Origin of the sequence: Pseudomonas nitroreducens (assembly GCF_024170165.1) — a bacterium.
GTDB lineage: Bacteria > Pseudomonadota > Gammaproteobacteria > Pseudomonadales > Pseudomonadaceae > Pseudomonas > Pseudomonas nitroreducens_C.
On sequence record NZ_JALJXP010000002.1, the window covers coordinates 289,172 to 309,766 of the forward strand.

At 64.7% G+C, this 20,595-nt stretch carries 19 protein-coding genes; 3 read left to right on the forward strand and 16 right to left on the reverse strand.

All coding sequences use genetic code 11. The features are described 5' to 3' along the window. Positions 1-24 precede the first annotated feature (24 nt). Positions 25-876 carry an S-formylglutathione hydrolase gene (gene fghA / locus J2T47_RS05625; RefSeq protein ID WP_253443245.1) on the reverse strand — a complete coding sequence of 284 codons (852 nt, stop codon included), beginning with the start codon at positions 874-876 and terminating at the stop codon, positions 25-27. 45 nt (positions 877-921) lie between these two features. After that, on the reverse strand, positions 922-2,034 hold the full coding sequence (locus J2T47_RS05630) for an S-(hydroxymethyl)glutathione dehydrogenase/class III alcohol dehydrogenase (protein ID WP_253443247.1): 1,113 nt from the start codon (positions 2,032-2,034) through the stop codon (positions 922-924). A gap of 216 nt (positions 2,035-2,250) precedes the next feature. On the opposite strand from J2T47_RS05630, the gene J2T47_RS05635 reads away from it, so the two are divergent. From J2T47_RS05635 to yedF, 3 genes are all read left to right on the forward strand, one after another. Further along, positions 2,251-3,144, forward strand: coding sequence for a LysR substrate-binding domain-containing protein (locus J2T47_RS05635; protein ID WP_253443249.1), 894 nt, complete (start codon positions 2,251-2,253; stop codon positions 3,142-3,144). Positions 3,145-3,212: 68 nt separating this feature from the next. Then, complete coding sequence (gene yedE, locus J2T47_RS05640) at positions 3,213-4,439, forward strand: selenium metabolism membrane protein YedE/FdhT (protein ID WP_253443251.1); 1,227 nt, start codon at positions 3,213-3,215, stop codon at positions 4,437-4,439. Further along, a complete protein-coding gene (gene yedF, locus J2T47_RS05645; RefSeq protein WP_015476281.1) occupies positions 4,405-4,653 on the forward strand; it encodes a sulfurtransferase-like selenium metabolism protein YedF in 249 nt (82 codons plus the stop codon). The genes yedE and yedF overlap by 35 nt, the downstream gene beginning before the upstream one ends. Before the next feature lie 91 nt (positions 4,654-4,744). Here yedF and ispD read toward each other — a convergent pair whose 3' ends face one another. The 14 genes from ispD to J2T47_RS05715 form a co-directional block, all read right to left on the reverse strand. Continuing rightward, entirely contained in the window at positions 4,745-5,443 is a 699-nt protein-coding gene (gene ispD / locus J2T47_RS05650) for a 2-C-methyl-D-erythritol 4-phosphate cytidylyltransferase (protein WP_253443263.1), read from the reverse strand. After that, a complete protein-coding gene (ftsB, locus tag J2T47_RS05655; RefSeq protein ID WP_017521200.1) occupies positions 5,440-5,724 on the reverse strand; it encodes a cell division protein FtsB in 285 nt (94 codons plus the stop codon). Before ftsB ends, ispD begins: the two co-directional genes overlap by 4 nt. 75 nt (positions 5,725-5,799) lie before the next feature. Then, positions 5,800-7,089, reverse strand: a complete 1,290-nt coding sequence (gene eno, locus J2T47_RS05660; RefSeq protein ID WP_192381943.1) for a phosphopyruvate hydratase — start codon at positions 7,087-7,089, stop codon at positions 5,800-5,802. A 105-nt stretch (positions 7,090-7,194) separates the two neighbouring features. Further along, positions 7,195-8,040: a 3-deoxy-8-phosphooctulonate synthase gene (gene kdsA, locus J2T47_RS05665; RefSeq protein WP_253443278.1), complete on the reverse strand. Its 846-nt coding sequence runs from the start codon at positions 8,038-8,040 to the stop codon at positions 7,195-7,197. 2 nt (positions 8,041-8,042) lie between these two features. After that, the gene (locus J2T47_RS05670) at positions 8,043-9,671 is read right to left on the reverse strand and encodes a CTP synthase (protein ID WP_024766069.1); all 1,629 of its coding nucleotides are present in this window, start codon (positions 9,669-9,671) and stop codon (positions 8,043-8,045) included. Positions 9,672-9,842: 171 nt separating this feature from the next. Beyond that, the gene (tilS, locus tag J2T47_RS05675) at positions 9,843-11,162 is read right to left on the reverse strand and encodes a tRNA lysidine(34) synthetase TilS (RefSeq protein ID WP_253443280.1); all 1,320 of its coding nucleotides are present in this window, start codon (positions 11,160-11,162) and stop codon (positions 9,843-9,845) included. Between the two features lie 69 nt (positions 11,163-11,231). Continuing rightward, complete coding sequence (accA, locus tag J2T47_RS05680) at positions 11,232-12,182, reverse strand: acetyl-CoA carboxylase carboxyl transferase subunit alpha (RefSeq protein ID WP_045210016.1); 951 nt, start codon at positions 12,180-12,182, stop codon at positions 11,232-11,234. A 114-nt stretch (positions 12,183-12,296) separates the two neighbouring features. After that, positions 12,297-15,827, reverse strand: coding sequence for a DNA polymerase III subunit alpha (gene dnaE, locus J2T47_RS05685; RefSeq protein WP_253443282.1), 3,531 nt, complete (start codon positions 15,825-15,827; stop codon positions 12,297-12,299). Between the two features lie 154 nt (positions 15,828-15,981). Continuing rightward, entirely contained in the window at positions 15,982-16,593 is a 612-nt protein-coding gene (rnhB, locus tag J2T47_RS05690) for a ribonuclease HII (protein WP_081517898.1), read from the reverse strand. Next, on the reverse strand, positions 16,593-17,735 hold the full coding sequence (gene lpxB, locus J2T47_RS05695) for a lipid-A-disaccharide synthase (protein WP_253443284.1): 1,143 nt from the start codon (positions 17,733-17,735) through the stop codon (positions 16,593-16,595). Before lpxB ends, rnhB begins: the two co-directional genes overlap by 1 nt. 2 nt (positions 17,736-17,737) lie before the next feature. Next, the gene (lpxA, locus tag J2T47_RS05700; RefSeq protein WP_253443286.1) at positions 17,738-18,514 is read right to left on the reverse strand and encodes an acyl-ACP--UDP-N-acetylglucosamine O-acyltransferase; all 777 of its coding nucleotides are present in this window, start codon (positions 18,512-18,514) and stop codon (positions 17,738-17,740) included. Further along, entirely contained in the window at positions 18,511-18,951 is a 441-nt protein-coding gene (gene fabZ, locus J2T47_RS05705; RefSeq protein WP_253443288.1) for a 3-hydroxyacyl-ACP dehydratase FabZ, read from the reverse strand. The genes lpxA and fabZ overlap by 4 nt, the downstream gene beginning before the upstream one ends. A gap of 48 nt (positions 18,952-18,999) precedes the next feature. Then, on the reverse strand, positions 19,000-20,061 hold the full coding sequence (gene lpxD, locus J2T47_RS05710; RefSeq protein WP_253443290.1) for a UDP-3-O-(3-hydroxymyristoyl)glucosamine N-acyltransferase: 1,062 nt from the start codon (positions 20,059-20,061) through the stop codon (positions 19,000-19,002). Beyond that, positions 20,061-20,564: an OmpH family outer membrane protein gene (locus tag J2T47_RS05715; protein WP_138212674.1), complete on the reverse strand. Its 504-nt coding sequence runs from the start codon at positions 20,562-20,564 to the stop codon at positions 20,061-20,063. Before J2T47_RS05715 ends, lpxD begins: the two co-directional genes overlap by 1 nt. Positions 20,565-20,595 lie beyond the last annotated feature (31 nt).

Sequence of the window (20,595 nt, forward strand, 5' to 3'; positions counted from 1 at the left end):
TACCGGATCACTGCCCCGAGGGTGTCAGCCACAGAGCGCCGCAGCGTGGTGGCGCAGGTGATCTTCGATGAAGCTCGCAATGAAGTAGTAGCTGTGGTCGTAGCCGGGCTGCAGGCGCAGCTCCAGCGGATGACCGACCGCGGCGGCCGCTTCACGCAGGGCTTCGGGCTTGAGCTGCACGGCAAGGAAGTCGTCGCGGTCACCCTGGTCCACCAGGATCGGCAGGCGCTCCACGGCGTTCGCCAGCAGTTCCACGGCATCCCAGTCACGCCACGCCACCGGGTCTTCACCCAGGAAGCGGCCCAGCGCCTTCTGGCCCCAGGGGCAATCGCCGGGATGAGTGATGGGCGCGAACGCCGACAGCGACAGGTAACGGCCCGGGTTGCGCAGGGCGCAGATCAGCGCGCCATGCCCCCCCATGGAGTGCCCGCTGATGCCGCGCTTCTGGGAGACCGGGAAATTCGCCTCGATCAGCGCCGGCAGCTCCTGCACCACATAGTCGTGCATGCGGTAGTGGCGCGCCCAGGGTTCCTGGGTGGCGTTGACGTAGAAGCCCGCGCCAAGACCGAAGTCCCACGCGCCATCCGGATCACCCGGTACTTCCGGCCCGCGCGGACTGGTGTCCGGCGCAACGATGACAATTCCCAGCTCGGCGGCCATGCGCTGGGCGCCGGCCTTCTGCATGAAGTTTTCGTCGGTGCAGGTCAGGCCGGACAGCCAGTACAGCACCGGCAGGCCCGCCTCGGGCTCGGCCTGGGGCGGCAGGTAGACCGCGAAGACCATCTCACAGTCCAGGGTTGCGGAACGGTGGCGGTAGCGCTGGTGCCAGCCGCCAAAGCTCTTCTGGCTGCTGATGAGTTCGATGGAATCCGTCATGGAACCTCCTGTGAGGCCGGGCGCGCGAGGCGCCCGGCGGTTCGATCAGTAATGGATGACGGAGCGGATGCTCTTGCCTTCATGCATCAGGTCGAACGCCTCGTTGATCTTCTCCAGGCCCATGGTGTGGGTGATGAAGGTATCCAGCGGGATTTCGCCCTTCTGCGCCTTTTCCACGTAGGTCGGCAGCTCGGTGCGGCCCTTCACGCCGCCGAAGGCGGAGCCACGCCAGACGCGGCCGGTGACCAGCTGGAACGGGCGGGTGCTGATTTCCTGGCCGGCGCCGGCAACGCCGATGATGGTGGATTCGCCCCAACCCTTGTGGCAGCACTCCAGCGCCGCACGCATCAGCTGGACGTTGCCCACACACTCGAAGGAATAGTCAACGCCGCCATCCGTCATTTCGACGATGACTTCCTGAATCGGCTTCTGGTGGTCCTTCGGATTGACGAAGTCAGTGGCGCCCAGTTCCTTGGCGATGTCGAACTTCGCCGGGTTGATGTCCACCGCGATGATGCGCGAGGCCTTGGCCATCTTCGCGCCGATGATCGCCGCCAGGCCAATGCCGCCCAGGCCGAAGATCGCGACGGTAGCGCCCTCTTCCACCTTGGCGGTGTTCAGCACGGCGCCGATGCCGGTGGTCACGCCGCAACCGAGCAGGCAGACCTTCTCCAGCGGTGCTTCCTCGGGGATCTTCGCCAGGGAGATTTCCGGCAGCACGGTGTACTCGGAGAAGGTCGAGCAGCCCATGTAGTGGAAGATCGGCTCGCCCTTGTAGGAGAAGCGGCTGGTGCCGTCGGGCATCAGGCCCTTGCCCTGGGTGGCGCGCACGGCCTGGCAGAGGTTGGTCTTGCCGGACTTGCAGAATTTGCACTCGCGGCATTCGGCGGTGTACAGCGGGATCACGTGGTCGCCCACTTTCAGCGAGGTCACGCCTTCGCCCACGGCCTCGACAATACCGCCCCCTTCGTGACCGAGGATGCACGGGAACACGCCCTCGGAATCCTGGCCGGACAGGGTGTACGCATCGGTGTGGCAGACGCCGGTGGCGACGATGCGCACCAGCACTTCGCCCTTCTGCGGCGGCGCCACATCCACTTCGACGATTTCCAACGGCTGATTGGGGGCGAAGGCGACGGCGGCACGGGACTTGATCATCGGGAAACTCCTGAACGAAGGAAACAACAACGCCCGCCTGGGGCGGACGGGTTCGGCGCGGCGGCCGAGAAACCGGGACGGGCCTGGGCCACGTCGGGGAACGTTCGGGGCTGCGCGGCAAAAGCACGCCCCAAAGCCTTGGAAGTGTAGAAAACCCCGTTTCAGGGAATAATCAGGCAATAATCAAAACATTATTGCCATACAGGGACAATCCAGATGCACCGCTGGGAAGGACTGGACGAATTCGTCGCCGTCGCCGAAACCGGCCAATTCACCGCCGCCGCCGAACGTCTCGGGGTTTCTTCGTCGCACGTCAGCCGCCAGGTTGCGCGGCTGGAGGAGCGCCTGCAGACGCGCCTGCTCTACCGCAGCACGCGCAAGGTGACACTGAGCGAGGCCGGGCAGACCTTCCTGCAGCATTGCCGGCGCCTGCAGGATGCCCGCGAGGAAGCACTGCGCGCGGTCAGCGACCTGTCTGCCGAACCCAAGGGCCTGCTGCGCATGACCTGCGCAGTGGCTTACGGCGAGCGCTTCGTGGTGCCGCTGGTGAACGAGTTCATGGCGCAGTTTCCGCAACTGCGGGTGGAGATCGAGCTGTCGAACCGCCAGCTCGACCTGCTCCACGAGGGCTTTGACCTGGCGATTCGCCTTGGCCGCCTGAGCGACTCGCGGCTGGTGGCGACGCGCCTGGCACCACGGGTGATGTACCTCTGCGCTACGCCGGACTATCTGGCCCGTCATGGCACGCCACGGAGCGTCGCGGAACTGGGGCAGCACAACTGTCTGGTAGGCAGCAGCGACCAGTGGAGCTTCCTCGAGGACAGTCGCGAGACCCAGCACCGGGTGCAGGGCAACTGGCGCTGCAACAGCGGCCAGGCGGTGCTCGATGCGGCGCTGCGTGGCTTCGGCCTGTGCCAGCTGCCGGACTACTACGTGCTCGAGCATCTGCGCAGCGGCCGCCTGGTGTCCCTGCTGGACGCGCACCAGCCGCCCAATACCGGGGTCTGGGCACTTTATCCACAGCAGCGGCACCTGTCGCCCAAGGTGCGGCAACTGGTGGATCATCTGAAGGAAGGTCTGCAGCATCTGCAGCCCTCTCCCTTGTCTTAGAGCAGGCAGGCCCGGCCCTGCGCGGCTAGAATGGGCGGTTTCCCACCCTTCGGATCAAGGACGACGAGATGTCAGCCCTTTCTTCTTTCCGCGAGCGCTATCTGCTGCGCTTCTGGTCGCCCCTGCCGACCCTGGTCGCCCTGGGCGTCATTTCGGCCTACTACTTCGCCATGACCGGCACTTTCTGGGCGGTCACCGGCGAATTCACCCGCTGGGGTGGCCACGTGCTGTCCTGGTTCGGCCTGCAACCGCAGGAATGGAGCTACTTCAAGATCATCGGCCTGCAGGGCACGCCGCTGGATCGTGTGGATGGCGTGATGATCATCGGCATGTTCCTCGGTGCACTGGTCTGCGCGCTGTGGGCCGGCAACGTCAGTCTGCGCTGGCCGACCAGCAAGCGCCGCCTGCTGCAGGGCCTGATCGGCGGCGTGATCGCCGGCTTTGGCGCGCGCCTGGCAATGGGCTGCAACCTGGCTGCCTTCTTCACCGGCATCCCGATGTTCTCCGTGCACGCCTGGGCCTTCATGTTCTCCACCGTGATCGGCGCCTGGTTCGGCGTGAAGATCAGCCTGCTGCCCTTCCTGCGCATTCCGCTGAAGGTCGGCGGCAAGGCCGCGGCCCTGCCCAGCGCCGAAGCCCTCGCCCGCCGCGCCAGGCTGCAATGGCGCCTGGGCATGGGCGTGCTGGCAATCGCTGCGCTGTTCGCCGCCTGGCGCTTCGAAGTCTCGCTGGTGCTGGGCATGGCCTGCCTGTTCGGCCTGTTGTTCGGCGGCCTGATCGAACGTGCGCAGATCTGTTTCACCAGCGCCGCCCGCGACCTCTGGACCACCGGGAGGACCCAGGCCGCACTGGGCATCCTGCTCGGCATGGCGGCCGCCTGCGTCGGCACCTTCGCGGCGATCCACAACGGCCTGCCGCCGAAGATCTTCTGGATGGGCCCGAACGCCGTGATCGGCGGCGTACTGTTCGGCATCGGCATCGTGCTGGCCGGCGGCTGCGAGACCGGCTGGATGTATCGCTCGATGGAAGGCCAGGTGCATTTCTGGGTGGTCGGCGTCGGCAACGTGATCGGCGGCACGCTGGTCGCGGTGTACTGGGACCAGCTCGGCACCAGCCTTGCCCTGCCCTACCCCAAGCTCAACCTGCTGCAGGAATTCGGCCCTGGTGGCGGCCTGCTGATCACCTTCGCCGGCCTCGCCCTGTGCATGCTGCTGGTACAACTCAACGCACAACGCTTCACCCGTAAACGGAAACCGTCCGATGCCCGACACCAAGACGCCGACGCTCTCGCTTGATCTGCGTGGCGAACACTGCCCGTACAACGCCATCGCCACCCTGGAAACCCTGGAGACGCTGAAGCCGGGCGATCTGCTGGAGGTGATCACCGACTGTTCGCAGTCGGTACATGGCATTCCGGAGGACACCCAACGCCATGGCTACCATTGCCTGGCGGTGGAGCAGCACGGGGCGCTGTTCCGCTTCCTGATCGAAGTGCCTCTGCTGGGTTGATACCCAGCGGTCAACCTGTAGGAACGGGCCATGCCCGCGATCGTGCGCATGGCGCACTCCTACGGGGTGCTCCGATCTGGCTGCGAAGGATTCAGTGCTTGGCGAAGTTGCGCTGCAGGCGCTGCAGGTCTTCCGGGGTGGTGACCTTGATGTTGTCCACCCGCCCTTCCACCATGCGCGGTTTGTAACCCGCCCACTCCATGGCAGAAGCCTCGTCGGTGATGGCCGCGTCGGCCACCAGCGCATCGGCGAGTGCGCGATGCAGCGCGCCGAGGCGGAACATCTGCGGAGTGTAGGCCTGCCAGACCACACTGCGGTCGATGGTTTCGACTACGCGGCCGTCAGCGTCGACGCGCTTCAGCGTATCGCGCGCGGGTACGCCCAGCAGTCCACCCACGGTATCGAACTCCAACTCGCCCAGCAGACGGTCCAGATCGGCACGCGCGAGGTTTGGCCGGGCGGCGTCGTGCACCAGCACCCAGTCATCGCTGCCGGCGCCCAGCTCGGTCAGGCGCAGCAGGCCATTGAGCACCGAATCGGCGCGATCGCGGCCACCGTCGGCACGCTGGATCAGCTCGTTGGAAGCGCTCGGCAGGGTCGGCCACCAGGGATCGTCGGCGGCCAGGCACACCACCAGCCCCTTCAGGCGGGGATGGCCGAGGAAGCAGTCGAGGGTGCGTTCGAGAATGCTGCGACCGGCAAGGTCGAGGTATTGCTTGGGGCGGTCGGCGCGCATCCGCGAACCGATGCCGGCGGCCGGGATCACGGCCCAGAAGGCGGGTGTGGTCATTGCGCGAGCTGGTAGAGGGTTTCCTTGTCCTTGACCATGCCGAGTTCGTGGCGCGCACGCTCCTCGACGGTCTCGGTGCCTTTCTTGAGCTCGGCGACTTCCGCCTCGAGGATGCGGTTACGCTCGAGCAGGCGCTCGTTTTCGCCCTGCTGGTCGGCGATCTGCTTCTGCAGGTCGCGTACCTGCGCCAGGCTGCCATCGCCAACCCACAGGCGATACTGCAGGCCGGCCAGCGCCAGGATCAGCACGACGAACAGCCAGTAAGGGCTACGTAACCTCAAACCATCAGCTCCATGTACGCAAAGGGGTGGCTCGTGCCACCCCTTCACCGTACCAGACTAGTATCAGGATCAGGATCAGCCGCGGAATTCCGCGCGACCACGGTACGGCGCCTTGGCGCCCAGCTGCTCTTCGATGCGCAGCAGCTGGTTGTACTTGGAAACGCGGTCGGAGCGGCAGAGGGAACCGGTCTTGATCTGACCAGCGGCAGTGCCGACGGCCAGGTCAGCGATGGTGCTGTCCTCGGTTTCGCCCGAACGGTGCGAGATGACGGCAGTGAAGCCGGCAGCCTTGGCCATCTGGATGGCTTCCAGGGTCTCGGTCAGCGAGCCGATCTGGTTGAACTTGATCAGGATCGAGTTGCCGATCTGCTCGTCGATGCCGCGCTTGAGGATCTTGGTGTTGGTCACGAACAGGTCGTCACCGACCAGCTGCACCTTCTCGCCGATCTTGTCGGTCAGGACTTTCCAGCCAGCCCAGTCGGACTCGTCCATGCCGTCTTCGATGGAGATGATCGGGTAGCGCTGGGTCAGGCCCGCCAGGTAGTCGGCAAAACCTTCGGCGCTGAACACCTTGCCTTCACCTTCCAGGTCGTACTGGCCGTCCTTGAAGAACTCGGAAGAGGCGCAGTCCAGGGCCAGGGTGACGTCGTCGCCCAGCTTGTAGCCGGCGTTGGCGACGGCTTCGGCGATGGCGGCCAAGGCGTCTTCGTTGGAAGCCAGGTTCGGCGCGAAGCCACCCTCGTCACCCACGGCAGTGTTCAGGCCACGGGCCTTCAGCACGGCTTTGAGGTGGTGGAAGATCTCGGCACCCATGCGCAGGGCGTCGGCGAAGTTCTTGGCGCCAACCGGCTGAACCATGAACTCCTGGATGTCGACATTGTTATCGGCGTGCTCGCCACCGTTGATGATGTTCATCATCGGCACCGGCATGGAGTACTGGCCCGGGGTGCCGTTCAGGTCGGCGATGTGCGCGTACAGCGGCACGCCCTTGGCCTGAGCAGCGGCCTTGGCGGCAGCCAGGGACACGGCGAGGATGGCGTTGGCGCCCAGCTTGCCTTTGTTCTCGGTGCCGTCGAGGTCGATCATCGCGTGATCCAGACCTTTCTGGTCAGTCGCGTCCTTGCCCAGCAGCAGGTCGCGGATCGGGCCATTGATGTTGGCCACGGCTTTCAGCACGCCCTTGCCCAGGTAACGGCTCTTGTCGCCATCGCGCAGTTCGAGAGCCTCGCGGGAACCGGTGGATGCACCGGACGGGGCGCAAGCGCTGCCGACGATGCCGTTGTCCAGGATCACGTCCGCTTCAACGGTCGGGTTGCCGCGGGAGTCCAGGACCTCACGGCCCTTGATGTCGACGATCTTTGCCATTCTTGATAACACTCCGAAGATAGAGATAAACGGGGCGGCTGGTGAGACATCAGAACCTGCCCGATGCCCCGCCGGACGTAATGCCGGGGAGCTTCGAGCGGATTCTCAGGCAGTCTCGATAATGGGGAAACTCTTGACCAGGTCGTCCAGCTGCTTGAGCTGGGACAGGAAAGGCTCGAGCTTGTTCAGGCGCAGGGCGCACGGACCGTCGCATTTGGCGTTCTCGGGGTCCGGATGGGCCTCCAGGAACAGGCCGGCGAGGCCCTGGCTCATGCCGGCCTTGGCCAGGTCGGTGACCTGGGCGCGGCGGCCGCCGGCGGAATCGGCGCGACCGCCCGGCATCTGCAGGGCGTGGGTCACGTCGAAGAACACCGGATACCCGAACTGCTTCATGATCCCGAAGCCGAGCATGTCCACCACCAGGTTGTTATACCCGAAGGAGGAGCCACGCTCGCAGAGGATCAGCTGGTCGTTACCCGCCTCCTCGCACTTGCGCAGGATGTGTTTCATCTCCTGCGGCGCGAGGAACTGGGCTTTCTTGATGTTGATCACCGCGCGGGTTTCGGCCATGGCCACGACCAGGTCGGTCTGCCGGGACAGGAAGGCCGGCAGCTGGATGATGTCGCAGACCTCGGCCACCGGGGCAGCCTGATGGGGCTCGTGCACGTCAGTGATGACCGGCACGTTGAAGGTCTTCTTGATCTCTTCGAAGATCTTCAGCCCTTCTTCCATGCCCGGACCACGGAATGAGGTGATCGAGGAACGGTTGGCCTTGTCGAAGCTGGCCTTGAACACGTAGGGGATACCGAGCTTCTCGGTCACCTTCACGTACTCTTCGCAGACCTGCATCGCCAGATCGCGCGACTCCAGCACGTTCATGCCACCGAACAGCACGAACGGCAGGTCGTTGCCGATCTGGATATCACCGACGCGGATGATCTTCTGGGTCATGTTCAGGCTTTCCCGGCTTGCTTCAGGGCAGCGTTGACGAAGCCGCTGAACAGCGGGTGGCCATCACGCGGGGTGGAAGTGAATTCCGGGTGGAACTGGCAGGCCACGAACCACGGATGGTCCGGTGCTTCCACCACTTCCACCAGCGCGCCGTCGCCGGAGCGACCGGAAATCTTCAGGCCGGCGGCTTCCAGTTGCGGACGCAGGTTGTTGTTCACTTCGTAGCGGTGACGGTGACGCTCGACGATCACTTCCTTGCCGTAGCAGTCGTGCACCAGGGTGCCGGCGGACAGCAGGCATTCCTGGGCACCCAGGCGCATGGTGCCGCCCAGGTCGGAAGCTTCGGTGCGCACTTCGGTGGCGCCGGTAGCGTCCTGCCATTCGGTGATCAGGCCGACGACCGGGTGGCCGCTGGACTTGTCGAACTCGGTGGAGTTGGCATCGGTCCAGCCCAGCACGTTGCGGGCGTATTCGATGACAGCCACCTGCATGCCCAGGCAGATGCCCAGGTACGGAACCTTGTTTTCGCGAGCGTACTGGACGGCGGTGATCTTGCCTTCCACGCCACGCAGGCCAAAGCCGCCCGGAACCAGGATGGCGTCGGCGCCTTCGAGCAGGCTGGTGCCCTGCTGCTCGATGTCTTCCGAGTCGATGTAGCGCAGGTTGACCTTGGTGCGACTCTGGATGCCGGCGTGGGTCATGGCTTCGATCAGCGACTTGTAGGCGTCCAGCAGTTCCATGTACTTGCCGACCATGGCGATGGTGACTTCACGCTCGGGGTTGAGCTTGGCGTCGACCACGCGGTCCCACTCGGACAGGTCGGCCGGGCCGCACTCCAGGCCGAAGCGCTCGACGACCAGGTCGTCGACGCCCTGGGCGTGCAGTACGGACGGAATGCGGTAGATGGTGTCGACGTCTTCCAGCGAGATGACCGCGCGCTCTTCCACGTTGGTGAAGAGGGCGATCTTGCGGCGGGAGGACACGTCCACCGGATGGTCGGAGCGGCAGATCAGGATGTCCGGCTGCAGGCCGATGGAGCGCAGTTCCTTGACCGAGTGCTGGGTCGGCTTGGTCTTGGTCTCGCCGGCGGTGGCGATGTACGGGACCAGCGTCAGGTGCATCAGCATGGCGCGGCGCGAACCGATCTCCACGCGCAGCTGGCGGATAGCCTCAAGGAAAGGTTGCGACTCGATGTCACCGACGGTGCCGCCGACCTCAACCAGGGCCACGTCGGCATCGCCGGCGCCCTTGATGATGCGACGCTTGATCTCGTCGGTGATGTGCGGGATGACCTGCACGGTGGCGCCCAGATAGTCACCACGGCGCTCCTTGCGGAGCACGTCCATGTAGACGCGGCCGGTGGTGAAGTTGTTGTTCTGGGTCATCGTGGTACGAACGAAACGCTCGTAGTGGCCCAGATCGAGGTCGGTCTCAGCGCCGTCGTGGGTGACGAACACCTCACCGTGCTGAAACGGGCTCATGGTGCCCGGATCGACGTTGATGTAGGGGTCCAGCTTGAGCATCGTGATCTTCAGGCCACGCGCTTCCAGAATGGCAGCCAAGGAAGCCGAGGCGATGCCTTTCCCCAATGAAGAAACAACACCACCCGTGACGAAGATGTAGCGCGTCATGAAAAGCCCTGAATGTCAGCGTTTAGGCGGCTCGGCCGCCGGGGAAGCGAAGGTGTCGGGTACAAGACCCGGCTCACGACTTCGTCGTGAAAATAGCGAACTCCCACTGATTCGCAGGCGAATCAACAGGAGCTGTACAAGACGGGAGCGTAGTCTACCGGAAAGCCGCTATCAGCTCAAACCCGAGTCATTCGTCGGAGGTGCCCAGCGCAGGGTCCAGCCCTGCCCCTCCTCCACCCGCAGGTCCGGCAGCAGGGCCACGCCGAGCAGTTCGTCGGCTCGCCAGAGCAGTGGCAGGCGGCCACGCAGGAAGGCCGGAATGGCCGCCTCGTTGAGCAGTCGCTTGAGGTCGCGGGAGCCGCGCCCTGGCAGGGCCATCACCTCTCCGCCCTGCCGATAGCGCACTTCCAGGTCCCCTTTCGGGGGCTCGCCCTCGAAACGCAGCGAGCCGTTGTCCGGCAGCAAAAGCGGTTGCGACGGATCACGCCAGGCCTGATTCGCCGGTGCGAAACCGAGCCAGGGATTGGCCAGCCACCAGAGCCGTCCATGAGCACGGCGCAGTTCGCCATCGGCGAGGCGCCAGATCGGCTCGGCATCCTCGCGGGCATCGCGCAGGTCTCGCCAACCGGCCCAATGGGCGCTGTCGGGCAATCTTGCCAGAGGAGCAAGCCAGTGCCGCAGCGCATTACGCTGGCGAGGCTCGCTCAGCTCCACCAGCGCGGCGATGGCCAGCGAGGGCAATCGCATACCGATGTATTCGTTGCGGGCACCGGCGGAAATCAGGTCGTTCTGCGCCAGCTCGCCCAGCAGTCCGTCGGCTTCCGCCAGATGCTCGGCGCTGCGGGCGATGGTTTCGATGGCCGAGGGCCAGCGCTGGACGATGCCCGGCAGGACCCGGTTGCGCAGGTAGTTGCGATCGTAATCCTCGCTGGCGTTGGATGGATCCTCCACCCAGCTCAGGCCATGGCCGCGGGCGTACCGTTCGAGTTCCTTGCGATGAATCCCCAGCAGCGGACGCAACAGCACTCCAGCGCCCAGCGGACGGCTGGCAGCCATGGCGGACAGGCCTCGCACCCCGGCACCGCGAAACAGCCGGAACAGCACGGTTTCCGCCTGATCGTCACGGTGCTGGCCGGTCAGCAGGCAATCACCCTGCTCCAGCGCCGCGACGAAAGCGGCATACCGCGCCTCGCGCGCCGCACGTTCCAGGCTGGCGCCGCCATCGACCTGCACGCGCGCCACCAGCAGAGGCACACCAAGGGAGTCGCAGAATCGCTGGCAACGTTCCGGCCAGGCATCAGCGACAGCCTGGAGCCCGTGGTGCACGTGAATGGCGGAAATCGGCGGCAACGCCTCCCGCGAGGCGAGTTGCGCCAGGAGATGCAGGAGAACGGTGGAATCCAGCCCGCCGGACAAGGCGACTCGCCACGCCGGCGCGTTGCGCCAGGGTGCGAGAAAAGTCAGCAGTCGGGATTGGAAATCAGCAGACATGGCGCAGGTCGGCAGGGTCGGGGACGAGGCAAGGATACCTCGTCACCCGCGCTGCGCCGAAGGCGTCGATCAGGCGACGCCGTAGCTCATCAGGCGCTCGTAACGGCGCGCCAGGAGCTCTTCGCTGCTCAGCTGGTTCAGCGTGTCGAGCTGGCCGAGCAGGGACTTGCGGATGGTCTCGGCCATCGCGGCCGGGTCGCGGTGGGCGCTGCCCAGCGGTTCGGGGATAACGTTGTCGACGATACCCAGATCCTTCAGGCGGTTGGCGGTAATGCCCATGGCTTCGGCCGCTTCCGGCGCCTTCTCGGCGGTGCGCCAGAGGATCGAGGCGCAACCTTCGGGCGAGATCACCGCGTAGGTGGAGTACTGCAGCATGTTCAACTGGTCGCACACGCCGATGGCCAGTGCGCCGCCGGAGCCGCCTTCGCCGATCACGGTGGCGATGATCGGGGTCTTCAGACGCGCCATGACGCGCAGATTCCAGGCGATCGCCTCGCTCTGGCCGCGCTCTTCGGCGTCGATGCCCGGGTAGGCGCCGGGGGTGTCGATGAAGGTCAGGATCGGCATCTTGAAGCGTTCGGCCATTTCCATCAGGCGGCAGGCCTTGCGGTAGCCTTCCGGACGCGGCATGCCGAAGTTGCGGCGCACCTTCTCGCGTACTTCACGACCCTTCTGGTGGCCGATGATCATCACCGGCTGGTCTTCCAGACGGGCAACGCCACCGACGATGGCGGCGTCATCGGAGAAGTGACGGTCACCGTGCAGCTCTTCGAACTCGGTGAAGATGTGTTCGATGTAATCCAGGGTGTAGGGGCGACGCGGATGGCGCGCGAGCTGGGCGATCTGCCAGCTGGACAGGTTGCCGAAGATGTTCTCGGTCAGCGCCTTGCTCTTCTCCTGCAGACGGGAGATTTCGTCGGTGATGTTCAGCGCGTTGTCGTTACCGACCAGGCGCAGCTCTTCGATCTTGGCGTGCAGGTCGGCAATGGGCTGTTCGAAATCGAGAAAATTCGGGTTCATGGGCTATCCGTCGTTCTGTTGGCGGCTGGGCCTGGTCCGTAGGCGCCCTACCTTACGGTATCGGGCGCCGAGGGTCGAGACTGGCGGGCGGGCGGCCTTTGGCCACCGGCTTCACTAGCGGTAGTTGAGGAAGACGTTGTCGCGGCCGAACTGGTCACGCAACGCTTGAATCAGGTTGTCTGCCGGGTCGATCCGCCACTGCTCGCCGAACTGCAACAGGGCGCGCGCCTGCTCGCCACTGTAGTCGACGGTGACCGGGCAGCTGCCGCGATGACGGGTGCACAGGTCGGCCAGCCAGCGCAGACGGTCGCCCTTGAGCGCATCGGCATGCACGCGCACGCGCAGGCTTTCCGCCAGCGAGGTGCGCGCTTCTTCCAGGCCCATCACGCGCTTGGCGCGCAGGCGCAGGCCGCCGGAGAAATCGTCCTGGCTGACCTCGCCCTCAATCACTACCAGCGCATCGGTCTGCAGCAGCGCCTGGTTGGCGGCGAAGGCTTCGGCGAACAGCGAGGCCTCGATACGGCCGGAGCGGTCGTCGAGGGTCACGAAGCCCATCTTGTCGCCGCGCTTGTTCTTCATCACCCGCAGGTTGACGATCAGGCCGGCGACGGTCTGGGTATCACGCGCGGGCTTCAGCTCGACGATGCGCTGGCGGGCAAAGCGCCGCACCTCGCCTTCGTACTCGTCGATGGGGTGACCGGTCAGATACAGGCCGAGAGTGTCCTTCTCGCCCTTCAGGCGCTCCTTGAGATTGAGCTCCTTGACCTTGCGGTGGTTGGCGTAGACATCCGCCTCGGGCTCGGCGAACACGCCGCCGAACAGGTCCATGTGGCCGCTGTCGTGGCTGCGCGAAGTCTGCTCGGCGGCCTTGACGGCTTCTTCCATGGACGCCAGCAGCACGGCACGGTTGATATCGACGTGGGCGTGGTAGGCCTTCTGCTCTTCATGGAAGTGCGGGCCAAGGCGGTCCAGCGCGCCGGCGCGGATCAGCGCTTCCAGGGTGCGCTTGTTGACGCGTTTGAGGTCAATACGGTCGCAGAAGTCGAACAGGGTCTTGAACGGGCCGCCTTCGTTGCGGCACTCGGTGATGGCTTCCACCGGGCCTTCGCCGACGCCCTTGATCGCGCCCAGGCCGTAGACGATCTGGTTGTCCTCGTCGACGGTGAAGCGGAACTCGGAGTTGTTCACGTCCGGCGCCAGGATACGCAGCTTCATGTGGCGGCACTCTTCGATGAGCGTCACCACCTTGTCGGTGTTCTGCATATCCGCGGTGAGTACCGCGGCCATGAACGGGGCTTTCCAGTGGGTCTTCAGCCAGGCGGTCTGGTACGACACCAGGCCGTAGGCGGCCGAGTGCGACTTGTTGAAGCCGTATCCGGCGAACTTTTCCACCAGGTCGAAGATGTTGCCCGAAAGGTTTTCGTCGATGCCGTTGCTGGAGCAACCCTCGATGAAACCGCCGCGCTGCTTGGCCATTTCCTCGGGCTTCTTCTTGCCCATGGCACGACGCAGCATGTCCGCGCCACCGAGGCTGTACCCCGCCATCACCTGGGCGATCTGCATCACCTGCTCCTGGTACAGGATGATGCCGTAGGTGGGCTTGAGCACGGGCTCGAGGCCGGCGTACTGGTAATCCGGGTGCGGGTAGGAGATCTCTTCGCGACCGTGCTTGCGGTTGATGAAGTCGTCCACCATGCCCGACTGCAGCGGACCGGGACGGAACAGCGCCACCAGTGCGATGAGGTCTTCCAGGCAGTCCGGCTTGAGCTTCTTGATCAGCTCCTTCATGCCGCGCGATTCAAGCTGGAAGACTGCAGTGGTTTCCGCCTTCTGCAGCAGGTCGTAGGTCTTCTTGTCGTCCAGCGGGATGCGGTCGATGTCGACCAGCTCGGTCTCGCCGGCCTTCTTCTGGATGCGATGGATGATCTCCATCGCCCATTTGATGATGGTCAGGGTACGCAGGCCGAGGAAGTCGAACTTCACCAGACCGGCGGCCTCCACGTCGTCCTTGTCGAACTGGGTCACCAGGCCGGCGCCCTCTTCGTCACAGGCGATGGGGGCAAAGTCGGTCAGCTTGGTCGGCGCGATCACCACGCCACCGGCGTGCTTGCCGGTACCGCGGGTGACGCCCTCCAGCTTCAGCGCCATGTCCCAGATTTCCTGGGCTTCCTCGTCGGTCTTGAGGAATTCGCGGAGCATCTCTTCCTGCTCGAAGGCCTTCTCCAGGGTCATGCCCACTTCGAAGGGGATCATCTTCGACAGCTTGTCGGCCAGACCATAGGACTTGCCCTGCACCCGCGCCACGTCGCGCACCACCGCCTTCGCCGCCATGGAGCCGAAGGTGATGATCTGGCTCACCGCGTTGCGGCCGTAGGCGCCGGCCACGTAGTCGATCACCCGGTCACGGCCTTCCATGCAGAAGTCGACGTCGAAGTCGGGCATGGAAATACGTTCGGGGTTGAGGAAACGTTCGAACAGCAGGTCATAGGCCAGCGGGTCGAGGTCGGTGATCTTCAGCACGTAGGCGACCAGCGAACCGGCACCCGAGCCCCGGCCCGGGCCCACCGGCACGCCGTTGTTCTTGGCCCACTTGATGAAGTCCATCACGATCAGGAAGTAGCCGGGGAAGCCCATCTGGATAATGGTGCCCAGTTCGAACTCCAGGCGATCGACGTAGAGCTGCCGCTTCTCTTCGTAGTTCGGCGTGGTGTCCTTCGGCCAGAGCACCGCCAGGCGCTCCTCCAGGCCCTCGTAGGAGACATGGCGCAGGTAATCGTTGATGTCCATGTCGTCGTACGGAATCGGGAAGTTGGGCAGGAAGTACTTGCCCAGCTGCACATCGATGTTGCAGCGCTTGGCGATCTCGACGGAGTTCTGCAGAGCCTCGGGAATGTCGCTGAACAGCTCGGCCATTTCTTCCGGGCTCTTCAGGTACTGCTGGTCGGAATAGCTGCGCGAACGGCGCGGGTCATCCAGGGCACGGCCTTCGCCGATGCAGACGCGGGTCTCATGGGCCTCGAAGTCCGCTTCCTTGATGAAGCGCACGTCGTTGGTTGCCACCAGCGGCGCGCCACTGCGCGCGGAAAGAGCCACGGCGGCGTGCACGTGCTCCTCGTCGTTGACCCGACTGGTGCGCTGGATATCCAGGTAGAAACGGTCCGGGAAAGTCTCCAGCCACTCGGCCAACAGCGAGTCCGCCAGGGCGTCGTCACCCTCCAGCAGCGCCATGCCGATCTCGCCTTCCTTGGAGCCGGACAGCGCGATCAGGCCTTCGGCGGCGTCCTTGACCCACTGCCGCTCGATGATGATCTCGCCGTTGCGCTGGCCTTCCTGCCAGCCACGGGAAATCAGCTCGGTCAGGTTGCGGTAGCCCTTGGCGTTCATCGCCAGCAGGGTCAGGCGAGTCAGCGGGCCGTCCTCGTCGCGGTTGGCCAACCAGATGTCGGCGCCGCAGATCGGCTTGATGCCGCCGCCCATGGCCGTCTTGTAGAACTTCACCAGCGAGCACATGTTGCTCAGGTCGGTCACCGCCACCGCCGGCATGCCCGCTCCGCCGACCGCCTTGATCAGCGGCTTGACCCGTACCAGGCCGTCGACCAGGGAGAATTCGGTGTGCAGACGCAGGTGAACGAAGGTGGCGGTCATGGTGGTCCTTGGCAAACGCGAAAAACGGCAAGCCCCGGATTGTACCGGGGCCGTCCGCAAAGCTACAGGGATCAATGGGCCAGCCGTCGCGCCGGGTGATTGAAGTCACCGGCGGGCCGCTGGCCGCGAGGAATTCCAGAGTAATAACAGGGTGTTACAGGATGCCGGCAGGGTTTTCCAGCAGCGCGCGCACCGGCCCGAAGGAGCGGCGGTGGATGGGCGTCGGGCCCAGGCGCTTGAGCGCCTCCAGGTGCACAGGTGTCGGGTAGCCCTTGTGGCCGCCGATGCCGTAGCCGGGGTACTGCGCTTCCATTTCCTGCATCTCGCGGTCGCGGCTGACCTTGGCCAGGATCGACGCGGCAGCGATGGCCGGGACCTTGGCGTCGCCCTGCACGACCGGCGCGGAGGGCACCTTCAGTTTCGGGCAGCGGTTACCGTCGATCAGCGCCAGTTTCGGTGTGACGCTCAGGCCCTCCACTGCGCGCTGCATGGCGAGCATGGTGGCATGGAGGATGTTCAACTGGTCGATCTCATGCACGTCGGCACGGGCGATACACCAGGCCAGGGCCTTCTCACGGATCTCGTCGAACAGCGCTTCGCGGCGCGCTTCGCTGAGTTTCTTCGAGTCGTTGAGGCCCTTGATCGGACGAGCCGGATCGAGGATGACCGCCGCGGTGACCACGGGACCGCAAAGCGGGCCGCGGCCGACCTCATCGACACCGGCAACCAGCTCTTCCACCAGGGTGAAGTCCAGGCCCATCTGCATCAGCGTTTCTCCACCAGGGCGAGCACCGCTTCGGCGGCCTGCGCGGACGCATCCTGGCGCAGGGCGCGGTGGATGGCGTCGAAGGGTTCGGTCTGCACGCTGCCGTCATCGAGCAGCGGCATCAAGGTAGTGGCCAGCGCTTCGGGAGTCGCCGCGTCCTGGATCAGTTCCGGCACCAGCAGGCGGCCGGCCAGCAGGTTCGGCAAGGAGATGTACGGACTCTTCACCAGCCGCTTGAGAATGCGGTAGGTCATGGGCGCCACCTTGTAAGCGACGACCATCGGCCGCTTGTACAGCAGGGCTTCCAGCGTGGCGGTGCCGGAGGCGATCAGCACCGCGTCGCAGGCGGCCAGGGCCTCGTGGGAGGCGCCATCCAGCAATTGCACCGGCAGGTCGCGCCCCGCGAGCATTGCTTCGATCTGTACCCGGCGCTCAGGGCTCGCGCAAGGCAGCACGAAGCGCAGGCCAGGGCGATCCTGGAGCAGGCGCTGGGCGGTATCGAGGAACAGCGCGCCGAGCTTGCCGACCTCCCCTCCCCGGCTGCCGGGCAGTAACGCGACGACGCTGGCATCCTGCGGCAGCCCCAGACGCTCGCGTGGACCGGCGCGGTCGGCTTCCAGCGGAATAGTGTTGGCCAGCGGGTGACCGACGAAACGCACCGGCACCGCATGTTCTTCGTAGAAGCGCGCTTCGAAGGGGAAGAGCGCGAGCATCAGGTCGCAGGCTTCCTTGATCTTCAGCACGCGCTTCTGTCGCCAGGCCCAGACCGAGGGGCTGACGTAGTGCACCGTGCGGATACCCGCGCGGCGCAGCTTCAATTCGATGTTCAGGGTGAAATCCGGCGCATCGATGCCGATGAAGACGTCCGGCCTGGCGGCGGTCAGCATCTGCACCAGGTCCTTGCGCCGGCGCAACAGTTCGCGCAGACGGCCAAGCACCTCGACCAGGCCCATCACGGCCAGGCGTTCCATCGGAAAATGCGACTGCAGCCCTTCGGCCTGCATGCGTGGACCGCCGACACCGATGAACTCGATGTCGGGGTGACGCTGCTTGAGCGCCTGCATGAGGCCGGAGCCGAGGATATCGCCGGACGCCTCGCCCGCGACCAGGGCGACGCGCAGCTTGCGTGCGGTCGGTTGCATGGTCAGCGGGTGATGCCGCGGGTAGAGCTCTGGATGGAGTCGCGGAACACCGCGACTTCCGGGAACTGCGCGGAGACTTCGGCCAGTTCGGCCAGCGCCTCGTCCACCGTCAGGCCCTGGCGGTAGACCACCTTGTAGGCCCGGCGCAGCGCCTGGATCGATTCGGCGCTGAAACCACGACGGCGCAGGCCCTCGAAGTTCATGCTGCGAGCCTCGGCGGGGTTGCCGAAGACCGTGACATAGGCCGGGACGTCCTTGCCGATGGTGGTGCCCATGCCGGAGAAGGCGTGGGCGCCGATACGGCAGAACTGATGCACCAGGGTGTAGCCGGAAAGGATCGCCCAGTCATCCACATGAACATGCCCGGCCAGCGCGGTGTTGTTCACGAGGATGCAATGGTTGCCGATCACACTGTCATGACCGATGTGCACATAGGCCATGAGCAGGTTGTGATCGCCGAGGGTGGTTTCCGAACGATCCTGAATGGTACCGCGATGGATGGTCACACCCTCGCGGATCACATTGTGGTCGCCGATCACCAGGCGAGTCGGCTCGCCCTTGTACTTCAGGTCGGGGGTATCTTCACCCACGCTGGAGAACTGGAAAATCCGATTGTGCTTACCGATCTTCGTGGGGCCTTTGACCACCACGTGCGGACCGATCACCGTACCTTCGCCGATCTCCACATCCGGCCCGACCATGGACCAGGGGCCCACTTCTACGTCGTCAGCCAGCTTTGCGCGCGGGTCGATGATGGCGCGAGGATCGATCAAACTCATAGTTTGCGTTCCGCACAGATGATTTCGGCCGAGCATACCGGCTTGTCATCGACGGTGGCATGGCAATCAAACTTCCAGATGCCGCGCTTGACGCTCAGGAACTGGGCGTGGAGCTGCAGCTGATCGCCCGGCAGTACCGGCTGGCGGAAGCGCAGCTTGTCGGAGCCGACGAAGTAATACAGGGTGCCGTCGGCCGGCTTCACGTCGAGCATCTTGAAACCGAGGATGCCGGCCGCCTGGGCCATGGCCTCGATGATCAGTACGCCCGGCATGATCGGATGCTGCGGGAAATGGCCATTGAAGAACGGCTCGTTGATGCTGACATTCTTGTAGGCGCGAATGCGCTTGCCTTCGATGTCCAGCTCGACCACCCGATCCACCAGCAGGAAGGGGTAGCGATGAGGCAGGTATTCGCGAATCTCGTTGATGTCCATCATGTTCAGGGGAGCCTGTTCAGAAAAGGGAAACGCCAAAAAATGCGTGGATCACGCATCTGATGGAGCGTCTCCGCTTGGGGTCACGGCGGCCACGCGCTTTTCCAGCTGCTGCAGACGACGGGCCATGTCGTCCAGCTGACGAATGCGCGCGGCACTCTTCTTCCATTCAGCCGCAGGCTGCATGGCGGTACCGGACGAGTAGGAGCCCGGCTCGGTGATCGACCGGGTCACCATCGTCATCCCGGTGACGAAGACGTTGTCACAAATCTCGATGTGGCCGACCAGGCCGACGCCACCGGCCAGCATGCAGTGCTTGCCGATCTTGGCGCTGCCGGAAATCCCGCAGCAGCCGGCCATGGCAGTGTGATCGCCGATCTGCACGTTGTGGGCGATCATGATCTGGTTGTCCAGCTTCACGCCATTGCCCACCAGAGTGTCGGACAGCGCGCCACGGTCGATGGTGGTATTGGCACCAATCTCGACGTCGTCACCCAGGGTCACGCCGCCTATCTGGGCGATCTTCTGCCAGATGCCCTTGTGGTTGGCGAAGCCGAAGCCCTCACCACCCAGCACGGCGCCGGACTGGATCACCACGCGCTTGCCGATGATCACGTCGTGGTACAGCGTCACCCGCGGCGCCAGCCAACCACCCTCGCCAACCACGCTGCGCGCGCCGACGAAGCAGTGGGCACCGATGGTGACGTTGGCACCGATCTGCGCACCGGCCTCGATCACGGCGTAAGGGCCAACACTGGCACTCGCATCGACCTGCGCACCTTCATCGACCACCGCAGTGGGATGAATGCCGACCGGCGCCTTGGGCTTGCGGTCGAACTGGTGGGACAGGCCGGCATAGGCCAGGTAGGGATTGGGGACGATCAGCGCGTTGCCGGTAAAGCCCTCGGCGTCAGCAGCGGTCAGCAGGACGGCGCTGGCCTGGCTGCCTTCGAGGAACTTGCGGTACTGCGGATTGGCCAGGAAGCTCAACTGGCCGGCGCCTGCGTCCTGCAGGGTAGCCAGCCCGCTGATCACCTGAGCGGGATCGCCGCGCAACTCGGCATCGAGTTGCGCAGCCAGTTCGGCGAGGGTAAAGGACAGCTCGGTCATCATCAGCGCAGTTGGTTCATGCGCTCGATGACTTGGCGGGTGATGTCGTACTGCGGCTTGACGTCGACCACGGCACCACGCTCGACCACGAGGTCATAACCACCTTTCTTGATGGTTTCCTCGACGGCCTGGTCCAGCTTCGGCTTGAGCTTCTTCAGCATGTCGCGGTCGGCAACGGCCTTGGCTTCGTTCAGTTCCTTGGACTGGAACTGGAAATCACGGGCCTTCTGCTTGAAGTCGCCTTCGGCCTTGTCACGCTCGGAAGCGGACATCTTGCTGCCGCCGTTGACCAGCTTGTCCTGCAGGGCCTTGGCATCGGTTTCCAGGGCCTTGAGCTTGGTCAACTGGGGACCGAACTTCTTCTCGGCATCGACGGCGTACTGCTTGGCCGAATCGGACTCGAGGAGTGCCATCTGATAGTTGAGCACCGCGATCTTCATGTCGGCGAACGCGGGGCTCGCTGCCAGGGCGGCGGTGATCAGGACGAACTGGGTCAACTTACGCACAATGCACTCCTGCACAAAGCATGGTTGTCAT